Below are 26,771 nucleotides of genomic sequence, written 5' to 3'. Positions count from 1 at the left end.
CCAGTCCATGCACGCAATATCACTGAATAACCAAATTTTGCTCGGTGTTGTTACCGGTGCATTGCTGGGTTTCTGGCTTGCAGCGCTGGAACAACAATCGGTAATTGTACAAAGTGGGTTATACATCGCAAAATTGGCGGGTACATTATTTACCGATTTATTGCGGATGGTATTGATTCCACTGGTGTTTACATCGATTGTTGTTGGCGTGGCCAATTTACGTTCCCATCGAAAAATGAACCGCGTCTGGCAAATAGCGTTGATTTTCTTCATTGCCACGATGATGCTGGCGGTGATATTGGGATTGATTTCCGCTAACTTGTTGCAGCCTGGCGGCGAACTACAGATTACGATGTTTCAGGATGCAATGCAGGGTTTTCAGGCGACACAAATGTCGCTACCTGATTTTTTTGCACAATTCCTGCGCTCGCTGTTTCAGAACCCGATTGCTGCCTTAGCGCAAGGCAATGTGCTAGCGGTGGTGATATTTGCTTTATTATTGGGCATTGCCTTGGTAGTGGGTGGGGAACGTTATCGCAACATCCTGACATTAATGCAGGAGTTCCTGGAGTTAATCATGATGTTAGTGGGTTGGATTATGCGTCTGGCACCACTTGGTATTATGGCTCTCGTATTGCAGTTAGTGGTTGCGCAAGACGCCGGTTTGTTGTTAACGATGATTAAGTTTGTGGCAATAGTATCAGGAACGACTTTGCTGCATGGATTGGTGGTACTACCAATGATTCTTTATCTGACTACGGGTATGACACCACTTAAATTCTGGCTGGGTGCGCGCGAAGCGTTGATCACTGCTTTTGCAACCAGCTCCAGTGCTGCAACGCTGCCAGTTACGTTACGCTGCGCTGAACAGCATTTGCATGTCAAACGCGATGTGGCCGGATTCGTGATTCCGCTGGGTGCGACGATGAATATGGATGGTACCGCACTGTATGAAGCAGTTGCAGCGTTATTTATCGCTAATCTGGTAGGCATTGAGCTCAGCTTTTCGCAACAGTTGATTGTATTTGTAACTGCCATGCTGGCGGCAATCGGTGCACCGGGTATTCCAAGTGCGGGTATGGTAACGATGGTGGTGGTGCTGCAATCTGTTGGATTGCCGGTTGAAGCGATCGCGATATTGCTGCCTGTTGACCGTATACTCGATACACTGCGTACTGCGGTCAACGTGGAGGGGGATATGGTGGGAAGCTTGGTGGTACAGCATTGGATTAATAAGGATAAGCTTGGCGAATAAGCTTTAGCTTTCTGGATTTCTAGATCAGATTGTTATCGCGGAAGCGCTGTTGTATTTCCAGAACCTTGTCAGCATTAGTGATTAATGCTTCAACGCAATCCCAATCCAGTTTGGAATTGGACATTTGCCGCAGTACCGCAAAAGCTTCTTCATTACTCCATGCTGCTTTGTACGAGCGGCGCGAAGTCAATGCATCAAATACATCCGCAACAGCGCTGATGCGCGCTTCTATCGGAATTTCTTCACCTTTTAAACCATTGGGATAACCACTGCCATCCACCGCCTCATGGTGATATTCAGCGATGTTTCGCAGGATGTCGGTGTGACCAAATGCGCTCAATCCAAAGTCATCCAGCACGGCATCGATAATTTCACGCCCCTTTACCGGATGCGTTTTCATGATATCAAATTCTGCTGCATCTAATTTGCTTGGCTTACGCAGAATATTATCGGGAATTCCAATCTTACCCACATCGTGCATGGGTGAAAACAGGAATATGTGTTCGATCTGTTCATCAGTAATGCCATAACGGGATGCTAGTTCACGCGCAATCAAGCGTGCATAGTGGGCCGTTCGATCGATATGCGAGCCGGTTTCAAGATCACGATAATGCGTCATACTTCGAGCCGCGCGTACTGCAGCCAATAAAGTGCGGATCGCAGTCAATTCACTGATAACCATCAATGCGATTAAATGACCGTAAATATCAATCTGGCGCAGCGTTTGAGGGGAGAATGGATGTTCCTGCAGCGAATTAAAAAAAAGAAATCCTATGAAAACACCATTCTGATAAAGCGGCATTGTATAGCTGGATTTGTATCCCGTAGCAGCTACTCGCTTGGTATGCTCATGGGTGCCGTGAGAAAAAATATTGAGATCTTGTACTAGCCGCGGGCGGCGATGCTCAATAATACTCAATAGTGACGGTGCTGCACTCAACGGTGCCTCATAGGTAGATACTGGATTCTGATTGCCTTCTGTGCTATGCGTATAGGTCTTGAGCATCTCGGTTTTTTCGTCAAATAAAGCAATTGCCAATCGATCAATAAAGGGAAAATCCTGGCGCATGGTCTGATGCAAGAAGCGTAACTTTTCTGTCAGCGGCAAATTTTCATGTAAGTTGGCTAGGGTATCCTGATGTGTAAACAGATCTTCTTCCGATTGCATAACATTCCTTCCATCAGATGGTGCGTAGTAAAACCTGGTTATTACGCCAGACTTGATAATGATAGTGAGACAAGCCAATAAGTTTGCATTTTAGATGATTTTTCATATCTATGCGGCCTGGATCAGGCATCTGGATTGCATAATCTATGAAAAAACTTCTGTTTCGATTGTAAAACCATAATGTGACAAATTGTCGCGCGACAATTTGTCACATTCCAAAAAGCAATCAATCTTTCTACAATTCTCGGGACGTGGTTATTCCAGATGGCATAGCTAACGAATAGCTCAAAAGATTTGCAAGCATTTTTTTACATTACAATCACAGGAGGATGAAAAGCGTTTAAGAATATTTTATACGCTTGCATAATGCCCTATGAAGATACCTGTAAGACTCGAACCATTAGTTGAAGAAGGTCTGGTTGACAGCGTAATCTGTCATCTTATGAGCGGAAAAGAAGCCATGATTTATATGGTAGTCAGTAGAGGAGATATCCGTTGCGCAAAAGTTTACAAAGATAGTAATAAGCGTAACTTTCATCAGCGCTCCAATTATACAGAGGGACGTAAAGTTAAAAACAGTCGGCGTGCCCGCGCAATGGAAAGAGGTAGTTATTATGGTCGAAACATGCGTGAAGAAGCATGGCAAAGTACCGAGGTTGAAATGTTATGTCGACTTGAAAGGATCGGAATTCGCGTGCCCAAATTCTACAACTTCTTCGCCGGCGTTTTGCTGATGGAGTTGATTACGGATTCTGAAGGAAATGCGGCGCCACGATTGAATGAATTAATGCTGACACCCAAACAGGCGCGTACCTATCACAGAATCCTGCTTGATCAGATTGTACACATGCTATGTGTCGGAATTGTGCATGGAGATCTTTCACCTTACAATGTATTGATTGACAATCAAGGACCAGTGATTATAGATCTGCCACATGCTGTGAGTGCTACCGGAAATCACCAAGCACGTATCATGATAAAACGCGATATCGATAACTTAACTACTTATTTCAGTCGATTTGCACCGGAATTGGCACACTCAGATTATGCAGCCGAGATATGGTCTTATTATCAGCGTGGTCAGTTGCCGCAAACACGTTTAACCGGAAATGTTAAACAACAGAAAAAACCGGTAAATGTTGATAATGTTCTACAGATCATTGATTCAGCGCTCAGAAAAGAAATTGCTTGGCAGCATCATAAACAAACGAAATGGAATAACCATTTTTCACAATGTTGAGTATTGTGCGCCGATAAAAGTATAGATTAAAGATGTTGATTGACCGGTATATGATTGCTCATGTTATAATCCCGTTCCTGACGCGGGGTGGAGCAGTCTGGCAGCTCGTCGGGCTCATAACCCGAAGGTCGTAGGTTCAAATCCTGCCCCCGCAACCATCTTATCCTTGCTGAGAATCGCCGTTTCATGCGGCTTTTCAGCTGATTCAGATTTACGGGATGAACGTGCATTTAGGTTAACCATCTCGTTCTTGTCTGACAAATCCTCTTTCGAGGAAATTTCGTCAGCATTAGAATCTTCCTGCCAACCATGTTTTTGATCACCTGATTCGGTCATCATTTTGACTTGCTGCAACAAAGGATCGTAATCGCTAATCTTTTGCTGCTTGCCTGCCGCAACTGTCAAAATTCCGGCAAGGTCGCCATGCAGGTCGATGGCGTATTCTGTTCCTGACGCTTTGGGCGTTAGTACAATCTTATCAATGAGGCCTCTGAGCAGGTCTGCTGCTTCCGTTCTGGTTTCTTCCCTGTTGAGAGAAACACGTAGCGCTTCCACTTCTTTCTGGTAACGCTGAGACATATTCGGATGCAGAAGCACTGGCGCTTCCTCTTTGCCGTCGAGATAGCTTTCCAGCTCTTCCCGGCGTTCAATGATCTTATTGAGCGCGTCTTTCACTTCCGATGCAGGTATCCCGTTTTTGATGGCTTCGATAATCTTTTCCTTATCAGCAGCCAGCTTTTGCAGCTCTTTTTTGTAACGGTTTATCGCCGCATTCCGGGTTTGTCGCAGCTCATTGATATGTTTTGTGTATTCCTCGCAAAATACCTTTACCAGCTCCGGGTTCATCAAGTGGTGCTGTAGCGCTTCCAGAATGGTGTGCTCCAGGCTTTCTTGCTTAATGGTGAGCCGGTTGCTGCAAGTGCCTTTGTTTCTGGCAGCGGAGCAACCGTAGCGATCAGCCGACACTTTGCTCATGCCGCTGCCGCAGCAACCGCAGGTGAGAAGATAAGAAAACAAGTTTTTTGGGCGTTGCTTGGCCCAGAATTGAGGTTTCTCATCCAGCGCTTTCTGGCGTATCTTGACCTGCTCCCAGAGTTCTTCATCGATAATGCGTAAGTGAGGGACTTCGGTAGTGATCCAGTCTTCTTCTGGGTTTGGCCGGGCGACACGTTTACCTGTATCCGGGTCTTTTAAAAATTTCTGACGATTCCAGATCAACCGTCCTATGTAGAGCTCATTATTGATAATGCCGGTGCCGCGCCGTCTGTTCCCGTAAATTGTCGTTGCGCCCCAAGCTTTGCCAGAGGGGCATGGAATGCCTTTTTTATTGAGATTTAGCGCAATTTTCTTGGGTGAAACGCCAGCGGCGTAATCGCGGAAGATTTGCTTAACAATTTCTGCTTCTTCCTTATTGATCTCACGATCTCCCCTGATCGCTTCACCATAGGAATCAAATTGTTTCACTACATTGTAGCCATAGCACAAGCCTCCGCCAGATTTGCCTTTTTCTATCCGGCCACTTAGCCCGCGATGGGTTTTGGCTGCCAAGTCTTTTAAAAACAAGGCATTCATCGTTCCCTTCAGTCCGATATGGATGTCGCTCACTTCGCCGCCATCGGATAAGGTATGAATAGCAATGCCGACAAACTGAAAACGTTTATATATGCCTGCAATGTCCTGCTGGTCTCTGCTTAAGCGATCCAGCCCTTCAGCCAGAACAATATCAAACTTGTTAGCCATGGCATCTTGCATAAGCATTTGGATTCCAGGGCGCATCAGGCTCGCACCGCTGATACCGTGATCGGTATAGGTATTAACTACCTTCCAGTTTTCATGCTTGGCCCGTTCACTGCAAATCCGGATTTGATCTTCAATCGAGGCATCGCTTTGAAGATCACTGCTATATCTGGCATAAATGGCAACTTTTTTCATATCAAGACTCCAAATCAGGCTTTTGTGTCAAAGACGTTGTGCATCTGAGATGGCGCTCGTAGTCTTGCTCGGCTGAACGCCGAGCAAGAAAGCGAACAACGTCAACAATCCGCGAGTCGATATTATGACTCGGTTTTCGGGTGGAACTCCACCCTTTACCTTGCTTGGATTGTTGCTTGTTAGTCAATTTAAAAATCCTCTATGAGATAGTGATTGAACGCACGCGCTTGCTGTTTTCATAAATAAATATCAACTTTTAAGTAAATTGCTGCTATCAAACACGGTTGATAAACAAAACAACAGGGTTATATTTTCATAATAAAACTCTATTATTAACAAAATCTTAAGTTGTTCTGCTGTCAGTTACTTATGTCACTGCGTGTAGTTTATGTCCTGTGCTTGATTTTGTTTCGGAGCTTGCTGGCGCTCAGCTCTCATGCGCTCCAATTCTTCCCTGGAACGCAGCGCGATTCTTCCGTTAATGGGTAACGCATTGAGCTGAAGCGATAATCCTCCTTCCTTGGTCGGCCACGCTGCACCGATCTTGTGCCAGTGATTTTTATCATTGCTGCCTTCTTCAACGCTGTAGGCAATATGGCTGGGCAGCCTGGATTTATTTTCGTCAGAACTATCACTCATGGTTCGATCTCCTGTTTAGAATGGTTGAAATGCACCTTCGCCAGCCCTTTATGGCTGGACAAGGCCTGTTCGCGCTCCATGTCATGCAGCGCGTTTTGCAGGATGTGCTCACCCTGCTTGATCTTTTTTTCTCGCTCGATTTCGATAGTGGACACCACGGAGGCCTGAATAGGCCCGCCAATGGTGTAATCCAACTGGGCATTTTTCCGCATGCGCTCAGCACGAAGCTGGTCGAGCATAGCCTTGGTAATCACATTCATTACCCCCGCTTCAGGGGATAATGGCCGTAAATGCTGCTCCGGCCTGTTCTGACCAACGCTCCCACTCTTTACGAACGATCTTGACTTGTTGAGGCATCCATCCGGCCCCGAGTCCGTAGAACGTCAGTGCGCATCCCTTCAAATTAACTTCCGCTTTTGGCAAACTCTTTTTGCCTTGAAGCAATTGGTTTCCATCAACGTAAGATGAGGATTCAAGGCCGTCCGTAATGACAAGAATCTGGCTGTTTCCAGCGCAATTGAATTCAGAGGTAAATTCCAGCCAGGCAATAAGGTTGGTGCTGGATTGAGAAGCCTCTTTTTGTTCAGGTAGAGATTGAATGTATTGCGCCACAATGCCTGCCACCTTGCTTGGCTTCAATCTCCTAGAAATTTCAAAGGTGGGATTGAGCAGATTCAATGCGTCTTTACGAGAACCGAATGTTTTGACATGTACGACATCGCCGTCTTTTAATTTGTTGATTTCAGAAGACACATGCTGGCTCGCTACATGCGCAAAATTCTTATGCGACAGCAGCGGATTCGAAGCAGACAAATCAATGCCGATAGTCAATGTTTTTGCGTCTGCCGTGGACACAGCACAGATAAATAGGATGCATGTAAGAAGTTTTTTCATTTTCCTTTCTCCAGAAATTTTGGGTTCATTGCATTCATGATGTCTTGAGGGCGAATGGCTTCGATTTTTGCTATATCTTTAGCCACTTGCTTGGGGTCGATTTTCCGGTGTGAATCTTCGAAGCGAAATTCAGAGGAATATTGGGATTCTTGAAGCCATTTTTTATGCGGCAGAAGCGCATCGGAAATAACGCTGATTACTTCATTGGCAATGATTGTGCGGATGTAATTGTCATCCCAGATGAGAAGATCGTTAATCTCGGAATTTAGCGAAGAATAATCTTTCTGCGCGTTTAAAATAGCTTGATGGTCTTTGATGGCGGCGCGGGCACGAGATAACCTGCCGAAAATATCATTGATATTAATGGCAATCGTCGTCAGCAATTTATGTGCAATGAAGATATTGACTATAGCCAACCCACCAATACCAAGTGAAAAAGCTAAAACAGCCAACGGATTCGTGACATGAGCAAAGAAAGCGTCAACCCATCCTTGTTCAATGGCTTCAGGCAGACTCCCGATCATGGCAGGCATTTCAATCTGGATCATGTTTCCCAAGCCATCGGCAAAGAGAATGCAGGCAATCAAGAATCCCATTCCAATCAGGTAGGTCGGAATCAGGATTTCAACGCTCCTGTCGACGATTCTGACTGCCAGGTTATGGGGTTTGACCTTGGCGAGAATGTGGAAGCCGATAATCATGGTCGCTGCCGTAAATCCCATTAGTGTGGGCGACCAGTATTCGTTGTTTTCACCAGCCAGATAGTCGAATACGCGGTAAACAATTTCAAATTCGCTGTAGCCTACGACTGCTAAAGCTAGTCCTGCCAACAAGGTCATTAATATGAGAAGAGGCACTTTTGCAGCAGCTTCAACATGCCTTTTCAGCACGGCTTCAAACCGCATCATCTCTTCTGAGGAAAATAATTCATCTGGTTTCATCTTTGCTGCTCCTTTGTTTATTGAAAAGTTCAAGATAAGAAACGCCTATGGTCTGTAACTGCTCCGCGCTCGGTGTCATCAGCCGGGTTGCTGCCGCATAACCTTCATTCCGAACGTTTTCACGCTTTCTGAGCAACTCGGCCCGTTTTTCATTAATTCCCGCTTTTTGTTCGATAAAAGTCTGATGCAGCGGCGCAAGTGGCGGAGGGAGCAGGTTTGAAACAGCCTCAGAGATACGTTCAATTCCCTGCGGCCTTTTTGGGGTTGGTGACATTTTTTGCATAATTACCTCCTTGTTTTTTAAGTGATTATTTAATAAGTAAAATGATGTTTTCATCTTTGATTTCATGCGCTTTAATCGATTGATTTTTGTTTGCGATCAAAAGCCCTGCGGGTAATCCTGCGCCAGAAGGTTTCTTTGTGATCGGGATCGGGAGCATATTTCCAAACTGGCAATGCTTTGAAATAAGGCTCATTCTTGAGCTTGAGAGCTCGCATTCCTGCTCTGGTGACAATGAGGTTGCCGCTATCCGGGCTCAAGAAACGTTTGACTTGGTCGGCGTCCATGACAGCCACTTCCCGGTAAGTTTTGCGGCCCGAGTAATTGTCTTTCTCGACGTGAGATTTTTTGCCCAAAATCTGCGACAGGTGAGCTGCAGTGTCGTCATGATTGGTCGCCATCCAGAAAACAGCATCAGCTTCGCCACTGAACGTTGCCCATGACGTGGGGTAAATTTTTTTCATTAACTCGATATTTTGTGAGATTCCAAGAAAGATTCCTCCATAACTTCTCAAAACAGCCAGGATGATCTCAAAAATTGCGTTGTAATTTTGCGACGGCATTTCGTCTACAATGATCAGGCACTCACCATTTTTATCGCGGAAATATTCGAAGGTATAAGCTGTCATGTTCGTGAGCAGGCGGCACAGCGGAGCGAGTTCTTCGCGGATGGATAGAACAGGAGCTGTCAGCGAAAATACGACATCCTTCCGGGTTTTCAGGTCGCTGAGTGGGAGACTTGTGCTGCGAAGCACATTACGAACGGCTGGTATGTCCAGCCATTTGGTTTGTTCCAACAGAGTTGATCGAATGTTCCCCCCTGTTTCGCCACTTGCGTTTGCCAGCGCGGCTGCGGCTCCAGCAATGGCGCCATCAAAAGCAGGATTATTAAGCATGGCGCGAAGCAGGAGCTGCTGAGCTTCTTCAGGTGTGGTTTCTTCTTTTCCATTTTGTGGATCGAAAACACGATAACCATTGACCAGCAAGCTTCGTATGTAGGGCAGGTTGTGCTCGTCTTCAGGATGGTGGCTGATTACATGAAGAATGACACCGACAAGAAAACCGCGTGCGGTATCAGAAAAATACGGTGTTCTGGAACCGCTTGGCGTGATGACCAATGCCTGCGCAATGCGCATGGCCCAGAGAACAGCAGCTTGCTTGCCATCACGTTCCATTGCTGTCTTGATGCAGTCAATGGCATTAAAGAAAGCGCTAATCGCATTTGAAATACCGTATGGATCGATTACAAACCATTCTCGCCAGTCATGCTCAAAAAGAGCATTGGTTATTTGCGCTTTAGGGTCTATGACAAAAACGCTGTTGAACCACGTGGAAAGTATAGTTATAAGTACCGTTGTCTTTCCAGCACCGGTCATGGCATACATGAAAAGGTGCCGTTGAACTTTAATCCCAACAGGCTGAAGTAACCCAAATCCCCAGGCAAAAGCTCTGCCAAGCAAAACAAGACCGGGCTTATAGAGAAGCGTAAGCGTATTGAGTGCGTTGGAAAAACCGCCCGTAGCGCGATTGCCCATCTGAAAGGTACGTTCGAACCAGATTCGAATGTTATTCCAGATGATCATGAGGGATCGCCATGGAAGTCTGGGCCAAAGGCGATAATTATCCGGATGGTATATGCCAATCTTTCTGGAAAAAAGTATTAAAACTGTGCGAGTAGCAAATAGCGCTACTAAACAAAATCCTACATAAGAAATTAAAATATAAACGGCTTCTTCATTCGTTAGAAAACCAATTGCATACAATTTATATAAAGCATAAAGCTCGCTTAAGCTCATCGGTAATGACCTCTGCCTCCAAAGCCGAAGATTCTTAATGTGATTGCCCAGACAGCTCGTATAACAGCCATCCAGAAAACCCAACTTATAAATCCGGCAAATACTGAAAGAAGAGCAGGCTCAATACTTTCTTCAAAAATCTGCAAAAAGCTTAGAATTATCCTTAGCGCATAATGGCCAGGAATAAGGAATGTTTCAAACGTTGTCATAGGTTCCAATCCCCTCCCTATTGATCAAAAGACTCTGAAATTTAGGAACTTTAAAATATCTGGCTCGATGCAAGCAGTGCTGAAAATGAAGCCAGTTTTCTTGAAGTTTCGATGTTCTCATCAAGGAATAAGGGCTGTACATCATAAATCCGGATAATTCTGGAAATCCTCCGGATTTATCGTTGACATAACGATAATTTTGTGATTAGAAAAACTCTTGAGAAAGGAGTGATAGGTATGGATGATAAAGAATATGACGAGTTATTGAGTAATGGACAGCAATCCATCACTATTTCAATACCTATAAATGATCATGTTTGGCGGGCCTTTAAACGGGCTTGTGAATATTCGCAGAATGATGGAAGACCGTACCCGGAAGAGCGAATGTATAGTGGTTGGGTTGAGCATGCACTAGAGGCGTATATGGATGATCTCGTTCAATCCCCACAGCTTTCTAGTTTTTTTCTTGCGGAATCGCTACAACAGGTTTGGGCAGAAAAAGATGAAAAAAAAGAAGCGGCACAAACTGTTCATTCAGCTCAAGCAGAGATTCTTCCTCCAGGGGAAGGCGTGACGTAACTTTACTGCAATGATTGTTGATACTTTTTACAGTTCAGATTTAATTTTTTCAGCAATGGGGGCAACATCTTTAAAGAATTCAGGATTTTTCCCTTTCTTCTCATAGTACACAACAAATTTACCCAGTAATTTTCTTAGTGATGTGTTGGTGCACATTGCTTTCCATTCAAAAATTTTTATCGCTGTTTTTTTTGATATTCCCCTGCCTTTCAAGCCTTGAAAAGCATTCCATTTGATGCCGACTTTTTCACTGTTTTCACCATCTTTAAATCCCATTTTGAAACTCTTTTCCTGTTCAGAAGTTAGATCATCAAATATAAAATCACGAAAAACATGTCCATCCCAGCCATCTAATTGCCCAGTATTGGAAGCAGAGATATGGTGACAAATACAGTTAACCAATTTATTAGCATCATCATCCAAGGAGGCAGCGGCATATTCAGACAAAATAATATCTTGGGTCACGCCAGTGATGGATAACTGTATATCGGTATTTTGGGTATTTTGACTTTGCTTATTATGGAGATGAAATACAGTCAAAAATTCGTTTAAGCCGAATCTTGAAACTGTATAAAAAAATGCAAATAAAACAAATATGCTACTCCATGCAAATGCGCTACTCACTATAATTGTAGTGATAGCTCCAAAGCGACATTCCGGCTGTTCAATGTGGTTCTTCCATTCCGAGGGCGATGGATTGCGAAAATCAGGGATTGTTTCCAAGTATCTTTGCAAATTAGAACAGCCATATATAGGTTTTTCATACGTTTCCCCATTATCCGAAAATTTATGCAAATAGTGAAAATCAAAAGCTATAGATGAAATTACAAGCGAGAAAATCACTGTTAACAAAATCACAAGGGCTTTGAACGATTTTATGTCACAGCGTATTCCAAAAATTACCCCAAGAAATGCAGCACATATAGCCCCGATACTAAGAAATATTATCCATTCTTGAGGGAAATAACCTATAAACATGGTATGAAATTATATTTTATCTAGCTTGACAGCGAAGAATTTGATTAAGGCCAGCTTCAAAAGTCATCTGTTTGCGTGTCACATACGCTCCGCAATCAATCACGAGCACATACTCTCCCGGTTTCACAGTAGCCCAGTATTCACTTGCCGTAATTCGGTTTTTTGACGAAACTGTTTTTAATAATTCTTCATTTTTCATTAAAGGACTGGTATCACCGCCAAGCTTCTCATTTTCTAAAATTGAAATAACGTAATACCCTAAATGGCTTGGTTCGGATGTAAGCCTTATATTTACTGATTTATCATATCTTTTGCCAAATTGTGTAGCGCAGCCTGACACAACGACAAACAGAATAAAAATTATGCAACCAAAAGAAATATTTTTCACGATTTATGGAGCTATATAAAATGCAAAAGCAGTATTTTCCAAAAAATAATCGCCTGACATTCCAATGGGCTCAGGTCCCGATGTCGGATCAAGGAAATATACATAGTTCAGGTAGGCCCGGTTGTCTAACTCATAAACATTGTTTGCATTAAGGTTGCCACCGGGACGGAACTCAATTGCAGAAATGACTACTGCATGACCTCCTTGGGATTGTTTGAAACCTGCTATGACCGGGTAGTTATCATTTATTGCCAGGATTAGCTCAGCAACGCTTTTAATCAGCTTGATCTTTCCTTCAGAAATTAATTTACCATCACTTTTTCGTGTAGTTTTCCACGGAATTTCTTCGGTTGGAAAATCGGGCTCTACATACTGACCAGCCTGTATCCCCATTGCTGTCAAATAAAAACTTGAGTGATTTCTCGAAGGGAATGATCCAGCCAAATTATGTCCGGGCACCCTCTGATTGTCTGAGATATAAAAAGGTGAAAAGGCCTTCAATAGATCTCCAAAATTAACAGTAGCATAGTGCCTCGCAGGAAATTTACCTATCCATCTACCGCCATCACTTAAATGTCTGTCTGTTGCAGCAAAGAACATTTGATTGACAGAGGCAGTTTTTGATAATTTAGCCGAACACCTTTTCTTTAACGCTGAAACAAATTCCTCTTGCTTGTACTGACTCCCTGAGTATCTAAATGCAGTTTCCAGTGCCGCTGCCCAGCAAAAATGAGGATCAGATTGAGAGACGAAGTAGCTTGAAATATTTTTGAGAGTTCTTTTATCAATTGGCGCGAGATGATTTTCTCTAATAGATTTAAGTTCTGAACGCACAAAAGGTTTCATGCCCAGTTTGGATAAAAATTCATGATGCTCTTTGCTGTCTTTTTTTGAAGTATTTAAAAAATATATAGAAGATAAACGTGCAATACTTTGGGCAGGGTCTTCATTCTGTTCTATTGATCTTCTAAAATTTTTGTAAACAAGGTCGAGATATTCCTTATATCTATTGCGTTCAGCTTGATTAAATGCTTCTAATGAACTGAACCGCCTACCATCAGCAAGCTGATAATATTCCTGAGTGACATACCCGGAACCGTTCGTTAATTGATAATCAACTTCATACATTCCAAGACAAAGACGTTCTTCAATGTAATTCTTATTTATCTCAAGGGTTACAGAGCTACCTTTCCAACTCGTAGAACAAGACGTTAAGAGAACCGCCACGATGAAGAGTAAGACTCTTGATCGTCTAATAGTGAGAAATTTCATTATTGAGAGATTTTTGTAAGAAAATGAAACAATGTATCAAGTCGTTAAACAGAGTTGGGGCGCAATGCCTGTTTTGTAGCAGCATTCAATTTCAAAGTTTTCTGGGAACTAAAATTGTATTGAATCACATTTCAGGAAAAAGATAAAAGCAACAATGAGCACTGTGTAGTAAGCGTCTTGTCAACTTCTATTGTTTTTAAAACGTGATCACGCCAACGGTTCAGTGCCTTCTTCCAGGATGGAAAGATAAGCCTTGTACGCAAACATCCGGTCACGCTGACGACCAGTTATTTCCTGTACGATTCCGGCTTTCTCCAGATGCTGGAGGGCCGTATTGATTGTAGGCATGGTAAGTTCCAGTGGAGCAACCAAATCTTTCGGGGCGATGACCGGTTTTTTTCGCATGTGGGCAAGAATTTTCAGAGCCGATGGCGCAGCCTTGCCGAGAGATGTTTCAACTCGATGCTGGTCGGCATCGAATAAGTCAAGAATGCGCTTGGCCGTAGCTACGCCCTGATCGGCGGTTTCAATGACGCCGCGCAGGAAAAAACTGACCCATTCTTCCCAATCCCCGGTATCGCGGATATATTGCAGCTGATCGTAATACTCATCCCGCCGAGTCTTGAACCAGAGCGAGAGGTAAAGAATTGGCTCTTTCAGAACGCCATCGGCGCAGAGAAGCAACGTAATGAGCAACCGCCCGACGCGGCCATTGCCATCCAGAAACGGATGGATGGTTTCAAACTGCACATGGATCAGCGCGGCACGAATGAGAACCGGCAGGCCGTCATCATCTGCATGAAGGAATTTTTCAAAAGCGCCGAGGCATTCTTCCAGCCGTTCCGGTGGTGGTGGAACAAACCGGGCTTTTGAGGGCCGTGGGCCGCCGATCCAATTTTGCGACCGGCGAAATTCCCCAGGCATTTTGGTGGAACCACGCCCTTTTGAAAGCAGGATTTCATGAATTTCTCGGATCAGGCGCAGGGATAACGGGAATCCGCCACGCATACGCTCCAGACCGTGATTCAGCGCCGCTATGTAATTGGAAACATCCTGAACATCCTCTTCAGAAGGTGCGCCGGGAGCTGCTTCGCTTTCATGGATCAGAAGATCGGAAAAACTCGATTGTGTCCCTTCAATCTGGGAAGATAGCAGCGCTTCTTTCCGGACATACATGTAAATGAACAATCCAATATCCGGCAAAAAACCGGCCAGACCATCTAGGCGGCCAAGAGCGGCGCTGGCGGAGGCCAGCAAACTGCCAAGCTGCCCCATATCCAGCGGCGGTTTGGGAGGCAGAGTGGCCGGAACAAAGGCCTGATATTTTTCATCTGCTACCGAGCAGGATACAAGTTCACCTGTTTCTCTGACCTTTTTCATGGGATCGTTTCCGCCTTTAATTAGCAAACGAAGTTAATTAAAGAATGTATAACAAATTTAATTATCATCATTCCTTAGTTAAACATCTTTCGCTGGGAAAAACAACTAATTAAAGATATGGCATTAAAATTAATTAGCCGTTTGGGCTTCGAATCGCTGCGGTTAAAGGCCTACGGCGATGGCTGCTGCAATCAAATATAAATTCAAACTTTGCGTTTGTGCATGATCTGAAAGCGGACGTGTGGCGTCACAAAAAATCACCGTCATCCGATATTGCATATCTGAATTCGAGCTATGGGGAAGCGGAAAGTGATGCATGGTATGTCACTCCGGCGGCACTTTAGGATGACTGCAAGATGTGCTTGTAACTACAAAATGTGCCATTTTTCCGTCCAACGCCATCTTGGCAAGGGAGACGCTGCCGCTCTCCCGTTGCATCCCTCTCGGGTGCGCTAGGCTTCAAATATTGCGATGCAAAATTTTCAGGCAAGCACCATTGTGGTGCATATCGGCATCGAGCCTTCATGCACCAGGGAACGTGTGGACGTTCCATCACCATTTGGGGGAGCCTCCCAAGCTGCCCCCAAAGCCCCCATGGTCAAAGGGAGACTTCGCTCTCCCCCTGAACCCCCATCGACCAAGGAGCTTTCATTGCCCTTTGAAAACCTTGAAAGATTATTGCCTCGACGTCATAGATGCTGCGCTCTGTCAGTATCCGAACCAGCAGCAGCATTTCCGAGTCATCCGTCAGCTGACCGGCAATGGTGTTCCATGTGCCGCCATCAGCCAGTTCCCGCACGCCATTCGGGTAGCTGCAACGGGGCTCTTCCGGCGACTGGAACTCGACCAGGCTGCCGAGGCCATCTCCTAGGAGTTGACCAAGGAAGCAGCCTTGGGCTCGGGATAGCTCGGATCGATGATCTGTATTTTTACTGCAGGAGTTCATTCATTCGCTCCTGGAAATACCTTGGGTATTTTTCCATCACTGCATTAGCTCCGTCCCGATCTTGTTTCAGCGTCTTCATGAGATCTTTCTTTTGAGTCGCTGCCAGGTTCAAGGATGCGACAAGATCCTGAGAGATGACACGGTCCGAAAAGCCAAGCTCATAAAGGGCAATGGTGGTTTCCGTGGGTAGACCATATTTCAGGCGTTTTTGAAAAAGCTGCAGACGATTGATCAGCTCTCCGGTGCCATCTTGGTCGAGTGTTTCAATGAATTCACACAAAGCGCCTACAACAAGCGCGCCGTCATAAGCGAGCGTCCCTTCGCAGACGTCGACGACATGATCGATCTTGAACTCCCTCCGGCGGGAGCCCCATATCATCTTGGCTTTTCGCTTGTGGATGATTTTCAGGAGATCGCTGAAGGGCTTTCCACTGATCCATCCATGTGCGATTTCTTTAAGCACCTCCGGTTTATCAAACTTGGTGAATATGCCACCGTTGATATGCCGGGTAAGCAATGGCCAGGCAAGGTCGAGCGCCTCCGTTTCATCAACAATAGAAAGCAGGTTGACAGCGTTGGATTGAACCCATCCTTCAATGGCTTGGGCATCCTGGATACCGTAAAGCGTCCTGCCGTAAATTCTACGGCGAGCTGGATCGGTAATGTTTACGGTGATGTTCCCAGCGAGAAGCTGAAACAGCTCGCGGATATGCTCTTTTTTCTGCTCATCGGCCAGGAAGAAAGCAAGCGTCCCTTCAGCCAAACGAGTCACATCGGCTTCAGAAAGACCATCCTCAGATTCATCCCAATGGGATAATAGAAAGCTCTCGACGGCACAGATGAGGCTGATTCTCCAGGCGACTTGCCGCTCGACACCATCTCGTGAGAATCCTTTGTCTCCGTGTCGTGCGGCTATCCCGGCAGCCAGTTTGGCAACTTCATCAGGATCGTTGATATAGGCTTTGGCAAAATCCAGAGCCTCCATGGTGATGCTGTATTTCTCGTCATCACTCTTGATGGGGTCGAAGATCGATAGAAGATTGCTGATGCATGGCTCAGAATTGCGCGGCTCCAGAAGTTCTTTCACCTGATCCCAGCGCCATTTATCGTTGCGAGCCTTTCGCTTGTCATAGATCACCGGATCTGCAAACAGGATACTGCCTTCGGTATGCATCCCGGCGCGACCCGCTCGGCCAATGAGGTTGTGGAAATCGCGAACCTTTATACGCTCCATGCCCTGGTAGACACTGGTCACAATGAGGTATCGAATCGGAAGGTTTATGCCCTGTGCCAAGGTAGATGTGCAAACAACGAATCGCACGAGGTCGTCGCGCATGGCATGCTCCACCGCCAGCCGGATACCATGTGGTGTATTTCCATGATGGGAAAAAATGCCGTGTGCCGCGCTCTGGGTCGCCGGGGCGTCAGCGCCGATATTTTCGATGTGCAAATGTGTCAGCCGCTCAACTTCCTGGGCGTCTGAAAAATCTGACGGCAAGGCCAGGGGTGCGCCTCGTTCGATAATATCGACGGCCTTCTCGCAGACGCTGGCCGCTGTCGACTTCCTTCCGCAGAAAACAGCGATACTGCCATTCGGGACCAATTTCAGACCAAGATATAGTGCGATAGCCTGCCCGTCAGTCTTTTCAGGAAAAAAACGGTCCGTCCTTTCTCGCTTCTTCCTCCCGAGATTGAATCTCTCAATCACCCTCGGAACAAAAAACTCGCCTTGTTCGGCATCACGGCTGTCGACGTACTCGATTCTTCCTAACTGATCGAGCCAGCTCGCGAACCCGACCGACCTGAAAGTCGGAATCAGGGTTGTGCCTTCGACGACATTAGGCTCGCCGTTCAGCCATTCTCCGACAGCCTCGGCGTTGCTGATGACCGCTGAGATAAGCACCTTCTGGGTCCCTTCAGGAATCATGGAGCGCAACGATGTTAGAAGCAGCTCGTATGTGATGCCTCGGGTGCCGCTGTCGAACTGGTGGCCTTCATCAAAGACCAGCAGCCCAACGTGGGCAGCCAGCTCTGGAGCGTGCCGAAGCACGTAGAGCAGCTTCTCGGGGGTTACGACCAGGATCTGTTGGTGCCCCAGGAGTTCAGCAATTTCAAAGTCGGTCTGTAGGGCATCGGATAATTCATCCACCTTGGTGGGTTCGTTGTGGAATGCCTCGACGAGGCTGTACTTGATCTCATGGCACAGCGCCCTGAACGGGGCGATGATGATGGCCAGTGCTACGCGGTCAGCCAGAAACGCGCTTCGAAATATCAGTTCCGTGGCCTTCGTTTTGCCAGCGCTGGTGGGCATTTGAACGATGGCAGACTCGCCTTTGAGAACATCAGCCTTGCCCAAAAGGTGTTGCGCAGGCCAGAGTTCCTTGATGAACGAATCCTTTCGCAGTGCATGGAGCCATTTGTCGCGGGGCAGCCCGGAATATGACGGCAAAGCCTTCCAGGCGGAATTTTCGAGCTTTTTCCTCAGAACGGCCGCGATGACATCACCAAAAAGAAGCTGCCTGGGTGTACCGAATTCATATACGGTTTCCCTCAGCTTAGTGGCCAAATCGAGAAGATTTTCTTCGCCATTCCCATCCTCAAAAAACTGGAGAATCCATTTTGAAATCCCGTCGATGAATCCGCCGAATGGTTCCTCAGCTCCATCAAAATAGGTTCCCAGATCGGCCTGCAACAACCAGAGCAACAGGTCTTCCAAACCATCGCCATCCAGATCCGGGCAGTCGCCATCGATGCGCTTCGCCAATACCGACGCGCTTCCGGGAAGATCGCACAGGTAATAGGAGGCAGAGCCAAGAAGCACGAGGTATGGATCAAGTGCCTCGTTCAGCTTTGATTGGAGATAGGAGTCGAAAAAACGGGCAGAGAAAAGCAGATTGGTTTTCAGTTCCGAGAGGGAGTCGGGATCTGGCTCCTCCCGGTTGATAGCGGCGGCAAGGTCGCCCAGCAAACCAATCGAGATGGTGAAGAGCTTGGCCGGATCTTGAGTGATTTTGATGTGATGCTCTTCCGGAACGCCATACTCGAGCATCTTGGCCTTTGACCGGGTAACGCCAAGCAGGAGTTGGGATTTCTGTTCAGGCCTCATCCGCAGCCCTCCTGTAGAGCTCGTGGACGAGTGCCATCATCTGATCCCCTTTGATAACCACTAACGCAAGGTCGCCTGAATGCGGATGAGAGGAGGCATCGGTCGAGGATGTCAGGTGGCCGTCAAAAAGCGGATTCTCAAAAAGCGCGACAGCCCCATAAACTTCCTTATATGGGTGATCTACTTCGTTCTGGAAGCGCTCAATTTTTTCGGCATCATTAAACTCATTCCGGTCATGCAGCTTTTGCTTGATGGCATTTAAAGACTCCGCCTTCCGTGCGATGTCTTTTGCCGAGCCATCTACCGCATCTTGAAGTCTCGCCTTGGCCTTCTTTCCTGAGAACTGCGCCTTCGCTTCAAAAATTGCCAGCCTATCCTTCAAAGAGGCTTTGCCATCCTTGACGATATGAAAGCCGATTATGTCACTGCCTTTGGTAGACTCATTTCGAATGGTTTTGTCACCGTAGCGTGTGCGTGGAACCCAGTAGCCAAGTAGGTATTCAAGAAAATCGGCAACCAGCATTTCTCCAAAGTCGCCAGCGCGGATACTCGGTCCTGGTGCATCTTTTGGGTCCGGGAACTTTATGGTGTTGAGATACTCTCCGCGAGAACACTTGTACCCTCTGCGCCAATAATCGATTTCGCTGTCAAAGCAGTAGTGATTCCGAAAGTGCTTGGCCCATGCGGAGAGCACTGCCTCGTCTTTCTCATGACGGAACTCCCAAACCTCGACCTCCTTGCCGTCGATGGTATTCAGTCGTTCGCCGGTGTCGACAAGCCATTTAGTGTGTTCCAAAGTCCAAGGCATTCACGTCCCCATCCCTGATTTAGTTGCCTTTCAATTTCAACAGCTCGTCGTCCAGTCCATAGCGAACCACATCGATACGCTCGCTGCGCTGGGAGACAAAATCACCGGTCATCACGGGGAGCTGGAATGGGAAGAATGCCGGGTTGTTCAGTAGTAACCCCAATGCACCCTTGGCCTCCGGGGTGGCCAGGAGTGCGGACTCGAACATCAGGATGGCCAGGTTTGGCTCGGCAATGCTCACCGGAGCGACTTTCTCATAGCAGCCTTTGGTCTCGGAATCCTTCAGGGCTCCCCAGGCGACAAAGGAACGGATGACGAACCGGGCATAGCGGCTGACGGTTTGCCGGTCGCCGTACTGTTCCTTGAGGCGGTTGATGATCTGGGTCTGGGTCACCTGATCCTGCAAGGCCAGCAAACGGCCGGTCTGCCGGGCCACATTGAACCAGAACGGATAGACTGCCGAGATCATTCCCCAGTGGACCGCCAGGGCCATGGACGGGTTTTCCCGCAGAAACGCCAGTGAGGCATCCCGGAATGGAATCAACTCGGGGTCAGGAGAGACCCAGATCTTCATCAGGTTGTTGACGACAAAGGTCCGGGTTTGGTCGCTTCGTTCGCCATCGGAGCCGTTGCCTTTTCTGTCCGCAAGGAACTCATGCAGCTCCTGGCGGATGGTTTTGGCGTCAAGTCCCGCCAGCAGCAGATTGGCTGCTTTCTGCATCCACTCAAAACGGATTGCCTGCTTGATGCCAATGGCTTCATGTCTTTTGCCCATCACCGTGCCTTCCTTTCGAACTTCACAAGGGGCACGATGACTTCTTCGATGGCTACACCGCCGTGACCTACGATGGCATCTCCCGGGTTCACGAATGCGTCGCGGCCACCGGCCACTAAGGGGAAATAATCTGCGGGCAATCCAACCGGCTGCCACTCGTGGGCAAACGGGAAGGCCCCAGCCACCTGAGCGCGGAGTTCCGGCGTGGGATAGATGCGAACACGCTCGCCGCGAGTTTCGGCAATCACACCCTCAGTTGGGCGGCCTTTGCCGTCGCATTGGATGTTGCCGTGATCGGCTGTCAGCCAAACCTCATAGCCGTAATCCAGCAGTTGGCCGGCCAGCGCGGAAAGAAACCCTGCGTGGCACCACTGCTTGATCTGGTTGTGCATCCCGGCCGAGCCGAGTTGCATGCCGTGCATGATCTTGTCGACCTTGTCCACGACCAGCCCCACCACCTTAGTTTTCCCGGGGTGGATTGCGGAGTCGAGGACGACCGCAGCATCACCGTCGCCAAGGCCGCGCTGGTAGGCGACATCCAGTCGGGACAGGCCATGGCTTTCCCAGAACTGCTTCCAGAGTTTCTCTTCACTGTTGGTCGAGTTGATGGATGACGGGAAATAGAGTGGCGGTTTGCCCGAAAAAATTGATTGCCGCGATACCGAGGTCAGCGTCGGAATCCAGGCGAAAGTCGCGGATTCGCGCATAACCAGATTGGCGTCCTGCTTTTGCAGAAGCTGACGAATGGTCACCCACTGGTCCAGGGCCAGGCCATCAACCACAATCAACGCCGCACGGCTGCTACCGGAGTCCTCGATATCCCGAGCCAAACGGCGCGGCACATGGTGGAGCATGGCCGGATTGGTCGGCGGCAGGTTGATCAGACTGGAGTAGTGGTCAGCCAGCCAACCGGCAAAGGTCGTGTTCAGTGCATCGCCGATTTCTCTGAGACGGGTCTGATGTTCGGAGCTGTTGCCACAATGAACCAATGAAGAGAGTTCGGCCCATTTCAATGCAAAGGCGATCCAGTCCGAGTAACGCGCTTCCTCAGTGGGCAGCTCCTTCTCGACAAGGCCAAACAAACGAGACACCCGCAGCTCGTCATCATCCACGCCGGAGGTGGCGATACCGCTGCGAACCCAGGACCCGGCATCCACTTCAATGCCTTTGGCCTCGACAGGGGTGAGTTTCCCCTCCAGGAACAGGTTGTCGATGTAGACCTTGATGTCCTGATGTTCGAACGGCAGGCGGTCAGGGCCGGGATACTTGAGGCCGTATTCCGGCGAATTTTCCCGCACCTGATTGGCGCTGCCGACTCTGGAAAGAAAGAGCGGCCAGCGTTCCTGCAAAAAGGCGAAGAAGGCCTCATCGTCCGGAACGATTTGAGAGAGTGGCCAGGCCTTAAATCCATCATGCCCATTGAGAACCTGGATAAGCCGCTCTGCCAGCATCAGCGGGATCTGAAGCTTCCCATAGTGCATACGAAGCAAGGCGCGAAGCAGTTCCACCTCGCTGGCAATCAACTCAGCGGCGATGCCGAATACATGGCGGAGGATGAAATCCTTGGTGGCGTTATCGCCCATGCGATCCGGCGGCGACTTGCGCTGGGCATCAAAAAGTGCGTCCAGCAGGCTTCGGTCGAGTTTCTCGATGACCGGATAGCTGAGCGTTGGGAACAGATCCCCCAGATTGAATGAAAGCTTGCGGCCCGCCTGGAGCAGGTCGTAAGGCAGTGATTCCAGCTCCGCATCCTGCAAGCGGAGGACCACCACCAGATCGGTGTGCTCACCCCCGTCCCAGATCGAACGGTACTTGGACTCATAGGCGTATCTGAATTCGACCGGGTCACTGAACTCGATCAGGTCGAACCCGCGCCCGCGAAGCTCCAATGCCAGCTTCTCCTCGGTCAGCAGGCAATCCGGGTCCGCGACCAGGGTCAGCTTGCTGACGTTGGGTACAAAGTCGTTCAGGATGGCGTCTCGCCAACTACTCATTGAGCGCCTCCCTTGATGATCCGCAGCATCAGCAGCGGCCGGATCTCCGGCACGATCTGCCGTGCTGACTGCAGTTCATGCCACCATTCGGATTCGTCCGCATCGCAACGGGACAACCTGAATTTCCGTACCTCCGGCAATCCAACCCGCTCGATGGCTTTGCGGCGCGAGGCAAAGGAGACGATTCCGCGTTCCTCCTCGCGAGCCACAGAGGTGAGGTGTGCCTGTCGCAGGGTGTCGAACAGCTCCTGTCCGGCCTGCTCGGCGGCTTCCTGTAACCGCTCATGGGCGGCAATAGATTCATCTTGATCGAGGGTTGCCTGCACCCGGGCTTCCGCTGTCTGCAGCGCATCCCAGATATGCCGGGCCGTGGGCAGAAACAGTTTGCCTTCCTCGCTCAAAAACACGCTGACATAGCCACGCCGCACCATAGGGATGCGCAGGAGTTGTGTCTTCTGGTGCATCCCGGCCTGAAGGCGGATCTCAAAGAGCCCCCAGAGCCCGGAGATGCTGGCTGGCAGACCGCTCACGCTTACGCAAGGCAATGGCTGGCCCGCCGCGATCTGCGGCAGGTTCAAGGCGAGCCCACGGACACGGCTGTTTTCAAGATTGAGCAAGGTCGCGTCTGTCAGACGGTCCGCTTCCCGGGCATTGAAAACGGCCTTGCGATGCTCCTGGCCGTCCGGCCAATTCAGATCCCACCAGGAGCGCTTGCGGCTGGCCGCGCCGCCGTGAGAATTGAGATAGCCCACGGTCATCCGTTCCACCCAATGGGGCAGCGGATGGGAACGCAGACGTTCAGCCGCCTGCACATCCGGTTCTTCTGAAATGCCATAGATGGCGGAGGCCTCGCGCACCTGCTGAATCTCATCGCGAAGCCGAGCCACCGTGTGATCGACGGAGGTTTCGATGCCGTCAGGATTAAGGATGGCCGAGGCGAACACATCCTCGAACAACTCACCGGCCTGGGCCGAGTCGAGCACGTCGCCGGTCTTGTCGATGCCGAACTCGTCGAAGATCACCGAGAGCTTCTGCTCCAGAACTTCGCGGACCCGGAACTCGACTGAATCCTCAAATACGAAATTGATCGCCTGTACGGTTTTGGGCTGGCCGATACGGTCCACGCGGCCGATTCGCTGTTCCAGCCGCATCGGGTTCCAGGGGATGTCGTAGTTGATGATGACATGGGCGAACTGCAGGTTCAGGCCCTCACCACCCGCGTCGGTGGAAACCAGCACACGGTGCGATTTGCGGAAGGCATCCTGGGCCTGTTTGCGTTCCTCCATATCCATGGAGCCGTTCAGGGTGACGACCGATATGCCCCGGGCTTCCAGAAACTCCTTCAGCATCTGCTGGGTGGGCACGAACTCGGTGAAGATCAGCACCTTCAGATCCGGTTCGTTTTCCTCGGCTTGCAGCTCGTAGATCCACTCGATCAGCGCCTCGGCCTTGGCATCGGGGCCAGCCTGTTCGCAGCGAACCGCCGCATCGAGCAGGGTCTCTACATGGCTGCCTTCGCACTGCAGAGCCGACACATGAGACTTCAGCAGCTCATCGAGCAGCTCCTGGCCGTCCATGTCGTAGAGCTCGGCCATTTCATCGTCTGGGCTTTCCGATCCCTCCGTACCGTTTTCCAGTTCTGCCAGGCGCAGGCTGGCCTGCTGTTCGCCTTCTTTGAGTGCGGCAAGTCGCCGTTCCAGCGTGGTGCGAATCGCCCGGGTGCTGGAGACCACCAGGCGCTGCATCAGGATCATCAGGAAGCCGATGTGGCGTTTCTTCTCGCGCAGGGCCTGGTTGTAGCCCTCGCGCACGTAGTCGGTCACCGCTTCGTAAAGAAGCTGCTGCAGGTGATGACGGCTCTCCCAGGCCACCGGGGCCATCTGCGTGCGCCGGGGTTTGAAGAGCGGCTTGCCGTCGGCATCAATGGCCTTGCGCTTCTCAGTGCGAATCACATACGGGGCCACCCGCTCACGGGAGACGCTGTCCATGTCCGGGAAGGCGTCGTCATCCAGCAGGTTCATCAGGCGATGGAAAGCATCGGTCTTCCCCTGGTGGGGAGTCGCCGAAAGAAGCAGCACATAGGGCGCGGCCTCCGCCAGGCCCTTGCCGAGTTTGTAGCGGGCGACCTGATCGGTGCTGCCTCCCAGCCGGTGCGCTTCGTCCACCACCACCAGATCCCAACCGGCGGTTATCAGATCCTCGAACCGGCTGCGGTTGTATTCGGCAACGCGCTCGGCGGTCCAACCGCGCCGCTTGTCCATGGGCTTGACCGAATCCAGGGAGACGATGACCTGATCGAACATCGACCAGGCTGAGTTCCGGTGGTCCGCGCTCTTTTCAAATTGGGGAGCCAGGCGCTGCAAGGTGCTGATGTCGTCGCCCAGCACGAGCTGGAACTGCTCGTTGAAGTGGGTCTGCATTTCCGCCACCCACTGAGTAGCGATGCCTTTGGGAGAGACGACCAGGATTCGCCGAACCAGCCCGCGCAGCTTGAGCTCGCGCATGACCAGACCGGCCTCGATGGTCTTGCCGAGACCCACCTCGTCGGCCAGCAGGTAGCGCACGCGGTCGCCGGAAATGGCCCGGGACAAGGCGCGGATCTGGTGCGGCAGCGGAATGACGTTGGACTCCATGGGAGCCAGCAATACATGGCCATCGGTGGCGCTGGTGGAGCCTTCGAGCACCTCGGCCACCTTGGCTGCGGCGGCCACATAGGCAATGCGGCCGGCCTCAATCTCCGGCCGCAGGTCGGCACTCAGCGGCCGCAAAGCGGAGCGGGGCACGCGCACCACCGCGTCCTGGTTCGGCAACCAGACACGGCACACCGTCTGCCCCCACAAGGTCTGTTCTTCGATGACCTTGCAGGCGCTGTTATGAACGGTGCTGTATTGCCAAAGCGACTCCATCCGCTAATTACCCTCTACCTTGATCTGTTGCCTGCTGAATTTTTGAATGCAACACCGCCGACCTTAGCCATTTCCGGCCAAACTTCTGGGTTGGAGAAGTCATGCGTCTTCCTCCTCGGCCGAAAGTGATGCGGATTTCGCTTCGAGACTCGCCACCAATGGTGCGGCCCATGCGTAAGCATTCAAAGACTCGACGGCGCTTTCAAAATCATCCCGGTCCACCCAATCTTTTGGGGTACCTGCGTCGACGGACGCAGAAAGCTCCGCCATGAGTTGATCCTGTAGTTCCTGTTGCAGATGATCGATAGCAGCCAGGACTCGACCCAAATGCCGATCTTTAAATCGGATTTGGTTATCCTCGTTGGTGAACGATTCCATAGCAATCCCGCGAACAACATGAAACGGCCAGGATGTGCCGTCTTGGGAAAGCTTCTCGAGAAATTCATTGGCCGACCCAGCCGTACCTTCACCTGCCTGAAGCAAATTTCGACCTAAATTCACCTGCTGATTCTCATCGAGTTCAGCAGCTTGGTCTGGTCCATTAGAAACGATCAGGTCGATAGCCGGATTCTGCACATACCAGTTGTGGGATTTCATCGCATCGATCAGTTTTCCGTAGCAAGTCTTTGTGCTAAGTCCTGCGGACCTAATCGCGCTCGATGGCATTTCCGAGATGTGTTCAACAAACCGTTCCTGCTGTCGCGTGGTCAACGCGCCATTGATGCTGAGTCGTTCGAGGTGTGTAAGAACACTGGCACGCGTGGCGGCTTCGGCGATAATCAAACCAACCAACGAGTCCTGAGCTCGCTTTCCTATCTCTTTGAATATGTCAGCGATGCTGCATACCCGCATCAGTATCTTCGGAAATCTACTGGACCTGTCATGCCAATCATCGTGGGAGAAAACATCGATGCCTACTTCGATTAACATGGTGCGAGAGAACCAAGTCCCTCGGCGAAAAAAAATTGCCATGGATGAATCGTCGGAAAATTTTTCCAGCTCCGCCCAGTAGTTATCGAGCAGCCAACCATGTATGGTTTCGTCAAGCCGTGGAAGAATATCCTTGGTGAACGCCACCACAGCGGTTTGTTGATCATCGAGAAAATTTGGTTCTTCCAGGAGGCTTTTGAGTAGTTGCTTGCCAAAGCCATGTCGCAGCTTGACTGGCTTAGACAGGACATGCTCAACAACCACGGCCGCAGCGTGTGAGACTTGCTCCTGTGATGGTGCTTCCTCGTAAGGGTGGCCATATAGACACCGCATTTCATAGATGTGATTGAGAACG

The 26,771-nt window shown here is 49.3% G+C and carries 26 protein-coding genes, 1 tRNA gene and 1 pseudogene; 5 read left to right on the top strand and 23 right to left on the bottom strand.

Translation table 11 applies throughout. The annotated features are described in order from the left end of the window. Positions 1-7 precede the first annotated feature (7 nt). Positions 8-1,255, top strand: coding sequence for a dicarboxylate/amino acid:cation symporter (locus tag CPG39_RS13155; protein WP_096294018.1), 1,248 nt, complete (start codon positions 8-10; stop codon positions 1,253-1,255). Between the two features lie 19 nt (positions 1,256-1,274). Here the strand turns inward: CPG39_RS13155 and CPG39_RS13150 are convergent, their stop codons facing one another. Beyond that, positions 1,275-2,423 carry an HD domain-containing phosphohydrolase gene (locus CPG39_RS13150; protein WP_096294017.1) on the bottom strand — a complete coding sequence of 383 codons (1,149 nt, stop codon included), beginning with the start codon at positions 2,421-2,423 and terminating at the stop codon, positions 1,275-1,277. Between the two features lie 373 nt (positions 2,424-2,796). On the opposite strand from CPG39_RS13150, the gene CPG39_RS13145 reads away from it, so the two are divergent. Together CPG39_RS13145 and CPG39_RS13140 are read left to right on the top strand one after the other, a co-directional pair. Next, positions 2,797-3,663: a PA4780 family RIO1-like protein kinase gene (locus tag CPG39_RS13145; RefSeq protein ID WP_096294016.1), complete on the top strand. Its 867-nt coding sequence runs from the start codon at positions 2,797-2,799 to the stop codon at positions 3,661-3,663. A gap of 81 nt (positions 3,664-3,744) precedes the next feature. After that, positions 3,745-3,821: transfer RNA gene (locus CPG39_RS13140), tRNA-Met, on the top strand. Here the strand turns inward: CPG39_RS13140 and CPG39_RS14815 are convergent. Continuing rightward, entirely contained in the window at positions 3,778-4,638 is an 861-nt protein-coding gene (locus tag CPG39_RS14815) for a zinc ribbon domain-containing protein (protein WP_231990452.1), read from the bottom strand. The two genes, CPG39_RS13140 and CPG39_RS14815, sit on opposite strands and share 44 nt — an antisense overlap. Here CPG39_RS14815 and CPG39_RS14810 point away from each other — a divergent pair. Further along, entirely contained in the window at positions 4,555-4,779 is a 225-nt protein-coding gene (locus CPG39_RS14810; RefSeq protein WP_231990313.1) for a hypothetical protein, read from the top strand. The genes CPG39_RS14815 and CPG39_RS14810 overlap by 84 nt on opposite strands. A gap of 21 nt (positions 4,780-4,800) precedes the next feature. Here the strand turns inward: CPG39_RS14810 and CPG39_RS14805 are convergent. The 9 genes and pseudogenes from CPG39_RS14805 to CPG39_RS13100 all read right to left on the bottom strand — a co-directional run. After that, a pseudogene (locus CPG39_RS14805) lies at positions 4,801-5,595 on the bottom strand (recombinase family protein); the annotation flags it as partial. Position 5,596: 1 nt separating this feature from the next. Continuing rightward, complete coding sequence (locus CPG39_RS14410) at positions 5,597-5,782, bottom strand: hypothetical protein (RefSeq protein ID WP_145956248.1); 186 nt, start codon at positions 5,780-5,782, stop codon at positions 5,597-5,599. Positions 5,783-5,967: 185 nt separating this feature from the next. Continuing rightward, on the bottom strand, positions 5,968-6,234 hold the full coding sequence (locus tag CPG39_RS13130; protein ID WP_197702884.1) for a hypothetical protein: 267 nt from the start codon (positions 6,232-6,234) through the stop codon (positions 5,968-5,970). After that, complete coding sequence (locus CPG39_RS13125; protein ID WP_096294015.1) at positions 6,231-6,494, bottom strand: hypothetical protein; 264 nt, start codon at positions 6,492-6,494, stop codon at positions 6,231-6,233. The genes CPG39_RS13130 and CPG39_RS13125 overlap by 4 nt, the downstream gene beginning before the upstream one ends. A 10-nt stretch (positions 6,495-6,504) precedes the next feature. Next, entirely contained in the window at positions 6,505-7,128 is a 624-nt protein-coding gene (locus CPG39_RS13120) for a VWA domain-containing protein (RefSeq protein ID WP_096294014.1), read from the bottom strand. Further along, positions 7,125-8,069: a hypothetical protein gene (locus CPG39_RS13115; protein WP_096294013.1), complete on the bottom strand. Its 945-nt coding sequence runs from the start codon at positions 8,067-8,069 to the stop codon at positions 7,125-7,127. The genes CPG39_RS13120 and CPG39_RS13115 overlap by 4 nt, the downstream gene beginning before the upstream one ends. Beyond that, complete coding sequence (locus tag CPG39_RS13110; protein ID WP_096294012.1) at positions 8,056-8,406, bottom strand: hypothetical protein; 351 nt, start codon at positions 8,404-8,406, stop codon at positions 8,056-8,058. Before CPG39_RS13110 ends, CPG39_RS13115 begins: the two co-directional genes overlap by 14 nt. Positions 8,407-8,423: 17 nt before the next feature. Next, positions 8,424-9,932 carry a type IV secretory system conjugative DNA transfer family protein gene (locus CPG39_RS13105; RefSeq protein ID WP_172424126.1) on the bottom strand — a complete coding sequence of 503 codons (1,509 nt, stop codon included), beginning with the start codon at positions 9,930-9,932 and terminating at the stop codon, positions 8,424-8,426. Positions 9,933-10,141: 209 nt separating this feature from the next. Then, positions 10,142-10,354, bottom strand: coding sequence for a hypothetical protein (locus tag CPG39_RS13100; protein ID WP_096294010.1), 213 nt, complete (start codon positions 10,352-10,354; stop codon positions 10,142-10,144). Between the two features lie 237 nt (positions 10,355-10,591). On the opposite strand from CPG39_RS13100, the gene CPG39_RS13095 reads away from it, so the two are divergent. Then, positions 10,592-10,933, top strand: a complete 342-nt coding sequence (locus tag CPG39_RS13095) for a hypothetical protein (RefSeq protein ID WP_145956247.1) — start codon at positions 10,592-10,594, stop codon at positions 10,931-10,933. A gap of 27 nt (positions 10,934-10,960) precedes the next feature. Here CPG39_RS13095 and CPG39_RS13090 read toward each other — a convergent pair whose 3' ends face one another. The 12 genes from CPG39_RS13090 to CPG39_RS13040 form a co-directional block, all read right to left on the bottom strand. Continuing rightward, positions 10,961-11,911, bottom strand: coding sequence for a hypothetical protein (locus CPG39_RS13090; RefSeq protein WP_145956246.1), 951 nt, complete (start codon positions 11,909-11,911; stop codon positions 10,961-10,963). A gap of 16 nt (positions 11,912-11,927) precedes the next feature. Beyond that, the gene (locus CPG39_RS13085; protein WP_096294007.1) at positions 11,928-12,299 is read right to left on the bottom strand and encodes a hypothetical protein; all 372 of its coding nucleotides are present in this window, start codon (positions 12,297-12,299) and stop codon (positions 11,928-11,930) included. 3 nt (positions 12,300-12,302) lie between these two features. Beyond that, complete coding sequence (locus CPG39_RS13080; RefSeq protein WP_145956245.1) at positions 12,303-13,526, bottom strand: hypothetical protein; 1,224 nt, start codon at positions 13,524-13,526, stop codon at positions 12,303-12,305. 252 nt (positions 13,527-13,778) lie between these two features. Further along, the gene (locus CPG39_RS13075; RefSeq protein ID WP_096294005.1) at positions 13,779-14,951 is read right to left on the bottom strand and encodes a Fic family protein; all 1,173 of its coding nucleotides are present in this window, start codon (positions 14,949-14,951) and stop codon (positions 13,779-13,781) included. A 162-nt stretch (positions 14,952-15,113) separates the two neighbouring features. Next, positions 15,114-15,269 carry a hypothetical protein gene (locus CPG39_RS14545; protein WP_172424125.1) on the bottom strand — a complete coding sequence of 52 codons (156 nt, stop codon included), beginning with the start codon at positions 15,267-15,269 and terminating at the stop codon, positions 15,114-15,116. Between the two features lie 280 nt (positions 15,270-15,549). Next, on the bottom strand, positions 15,550-15,897 hold the full coding sequence (locus tag CPG39_RS13070) for an ADP-ribosylglycohydrolase family protein (protein ID WP_197702883.1): 348 nt from the start codon (positions 15,895-15,897) through the stop codon (positions 15,550-15,552). Then, on the bottom strand, positions 15,881-19,003 hold the full coding sequence (locus tag CPG39_RS13065; RefSeq protein WP_096294004.1) for a DEAD/DEAH box helicase: 3,123 nt from the start codon (positions 19,001-19,003) through the stop codon (positions 15,881-15,883). Before CPG39_RS13065 ends, CPG39_RS13070 begins: the two co-directional genes overlap by 17 nt. After that, entirely contained in the window at positions 18,993-19,811 is an 819-nt protein-coding gene (locus CPG39_RS13060; protein ID WP_096294003.1) for a Hachiman antiphage defense system protein HamA, read from the bottom strand. The genes CPG39_RS13065 and CPG39_RS13060 overlap by 11 nt, the downstream gene beginning before the upstream one ends. 19 nt (positions 19,812-19,830) lie before the next feature. Beyond that, positions 19,831-20,586: a hypothetical protein gene (locus CPG39_RS13055; RefSeq protein ID WP_096294002.1), complete on the bottom strand. Its 756-nt coding sequence runs from the start codon at positions 20,584-20,586 to the stop codon at positions 19,831-19,833. Further along, positions 20,586-22,580, bottom strand: a complete 1,995-nt coding sequence (gene pglZ, locus CPG39_RS13050; protein WP_096294001.1) for a BREX-3 system phosphatase PglZ — start codon at positions 22,578-22,580, stop codon at positions 20,586-20,588. Before pglZ ends, CPG39_RS13055 begins: the two co-directional genes overlap by 1 nt. Beyond that, complete coding sequence (locus CPG39_RS13045) at positions 22,577-25,486, bottom strand: DEAD/DEAH box helicase (RefSeq protein WP_096294000.1); 2,910 nt, start codon at positions 25,484-25,486, stop codon at positions 22,577-22,579. Before CPG39_RS13045 ends, pglZ begins: the two co-directional genes overlap by 4 nt. A 99-nt stretch (positions 25,487-25,585) precedes the next feature. Beyond that, positions 25,586-26,749 carry a hypothetical protein gene (locus tag CPG39_RS13040; RefSeq protein WP_172424124.1) on the bottom strand — a complete coding sequence of 388 codons (1,164 nt, stop codon included), beginning with the start codon at positions 26,747-26,749 and terminating at the stop codon, positions 25,586-25,588. Positions 26,750-26,771 lie beyond the last annotated feature (22 nt).

The sequence above is a fragment of the Nitrosomonas ureae genome (assembly GCF_900206265.1).
GTDB classification, from domain to species: Bacteria; Pseudomonadota; Gammaproteobacteria; order Burkholderiales; family Nitrosomonadaceae; genus Nitrosomonas; species Nitrosomonas ureae_C.
The sequence above is the reverse complement of the archived record's forward strand: the minus strand, read 5'-3'. Positions and strand labels throughout refer to the sequence as shown.

Excerpts from the sequence above, each read along its gene's own strand:
- CPG39_RS13155 (WP_096294018.1), top strand. The coding sequence starts at position 8 with ATGCACGCAATATCACTGAATAACCAAATTTTGCTCGGTGTTGTTACC.
- CPG39_RS13150 (WP_096294017.1), bottom strand. The coding sequence starts at position 2,423 with ATGCAATCGGAAGAAGATCTGTTTACACATCAGGATACCCTAGCCAAC.
- CPG39_RS13145 (WP_096294016.1), top strand. The coding sequence starts at position 2,797 with ATGAAGATACCTGTAAGACTCGAACCATTAGTTGAAGAAGGTCTGGTT.
- CPG39_RS14815 (WP_231990452.1), bottom strand. The coding sequence starts at position 4,638 with ATGAGCAAAGTGTCGGCTGATCGCTACGGTTGCTCCGCTGCCAGAAAC.
- CPG39_RS13130 (WP_197702884.1), bottom strand. The coding sequence starts at position 6,234 with ATGAGTGATAGTTCTGACGAAAATAAATCCAGGCTGCCCAGCCATATT.
- CPG39_RS13125 (WP_096294015.1), bottom strand. The coding sequence starts at position 6,494 with ATGAATGTGATTACCAAGGCTATGCTCGACCAGCTTCGTGCTGAGCGC.
- CPG39_RS13120 (WP_096294014.1), bottom strand. The coding sequence starts at position 7,128 with ATGAAAAAACTTCTTACATGCATCCTATTTATCTGTGCTGTGTCCACG.
- CPG39_RS13115 (WP_096294013.1), bottom strand. The coding sequence starts at position 8,069 with ATGAAACCAGATGAATTATTTTCCTCAGAAGAGATGATGCGGTTTGAA.
- CPG39_RS13110 (WP_096294012.1), bottom strand. The coding sequence starts at position 8,406 with ATGAAAACATCATTTTACTTATTAAATAATCACTTAAAAAACAAGGAG.
- CPG39_RS13105 (WP_172424126.1), bottom strand. The coding sequence starts at position 9,932 with ATGATCATCTGGAATAACATTCGAATCTGGTTCGAACGTACCTTTCAG.
- CPG39_RS13100 (WP_096294010.1), bottom strand. The coding sequence starts at position 10,354 with ATGACAACGTTTGAAACATTCCTTATTCCTGGCCATTATGCGCTAAGG.
- CPG39_RS13095 (WP_145956247.1), top strand. The coding sequence starts at position 10,592 with ATGGATGATAAAGAATATGACGAGTTATTGAGTAATGGACAGCAATCC.
- CPG39_RS13090 (WP_145956246.1), bottom strand. The coding sequence starts at position 11,911 with ATGTTTATAGGTTATTTCCCTCAAGAATGGATAATATTTCTTAGTATC.
- CPG39_RS13075 (WP_096294005.1), bottom strand. The coding sequence starts at position 14,951 with ATGAAAAAGGTCAGAGAAACAGGTGAACTTGTATCCTGCTCGGTAGCA.
- CPG39_RS14545 (WP_172424125.1), bottom strand. The coding sequence starts at position 15,269 with ATGCATCACTTTCCGCTTCCCCATAGCTCGAATTCAGATATGCAATAT.
- CPG39_RS13070 (WP_197702883.1), bottom strand. The coding sequence starts at position 15,897 with ATGAACTCCTGCAGTAAAAATACAGATCATCGATCCGAGCTATCCCGA.
- CPG39_RS13065 (WP_096294004.1), bottom strand. The coding sequence starts at position 19,003 with ATGAGGCCTGAACAGAAATCCCAACTCCTGCTTGGCGTTACCCGGTCA.
- CPG39_RS13060 (WP_096294003.1), bottom strand. The coding sequence starts at position 19,811 with ATGCCTTGGACTTTGGAACACACTAAATGGCTTGTCGACACCGGCGAA.
- CPG39_RS13055 (WP_096294002.1), bottom strand. The coding sequence starts at position 20,586 with ATGGGCAAAAGACATGAAGCCATTGGCATCAAGCAGGCAATCCGTTTT.
- pglZ (WP_096294001.1), bottom strand. The coding sequence starts at position 22,580 with ATGAGTAGTTGGCGAGACGCCATCCTGAACGACTTTGTACCCAACGTC.
- CPG39_RS13045 (WP_096294000.1), bottom strand. The coding sequence starts at position 25,486 with ATGGAGTCGCTTTGGCAATACAGCACCGTTCATAACAGCGCCTGCAAG.
- CPG39_RS13040 (WP_172424124.1), bottom strand. The coding sequence starts at position 26,749 with ATGCGGTGTCTATATGGCCACCCTTACGAGGAAGCACCATCACAGGAG.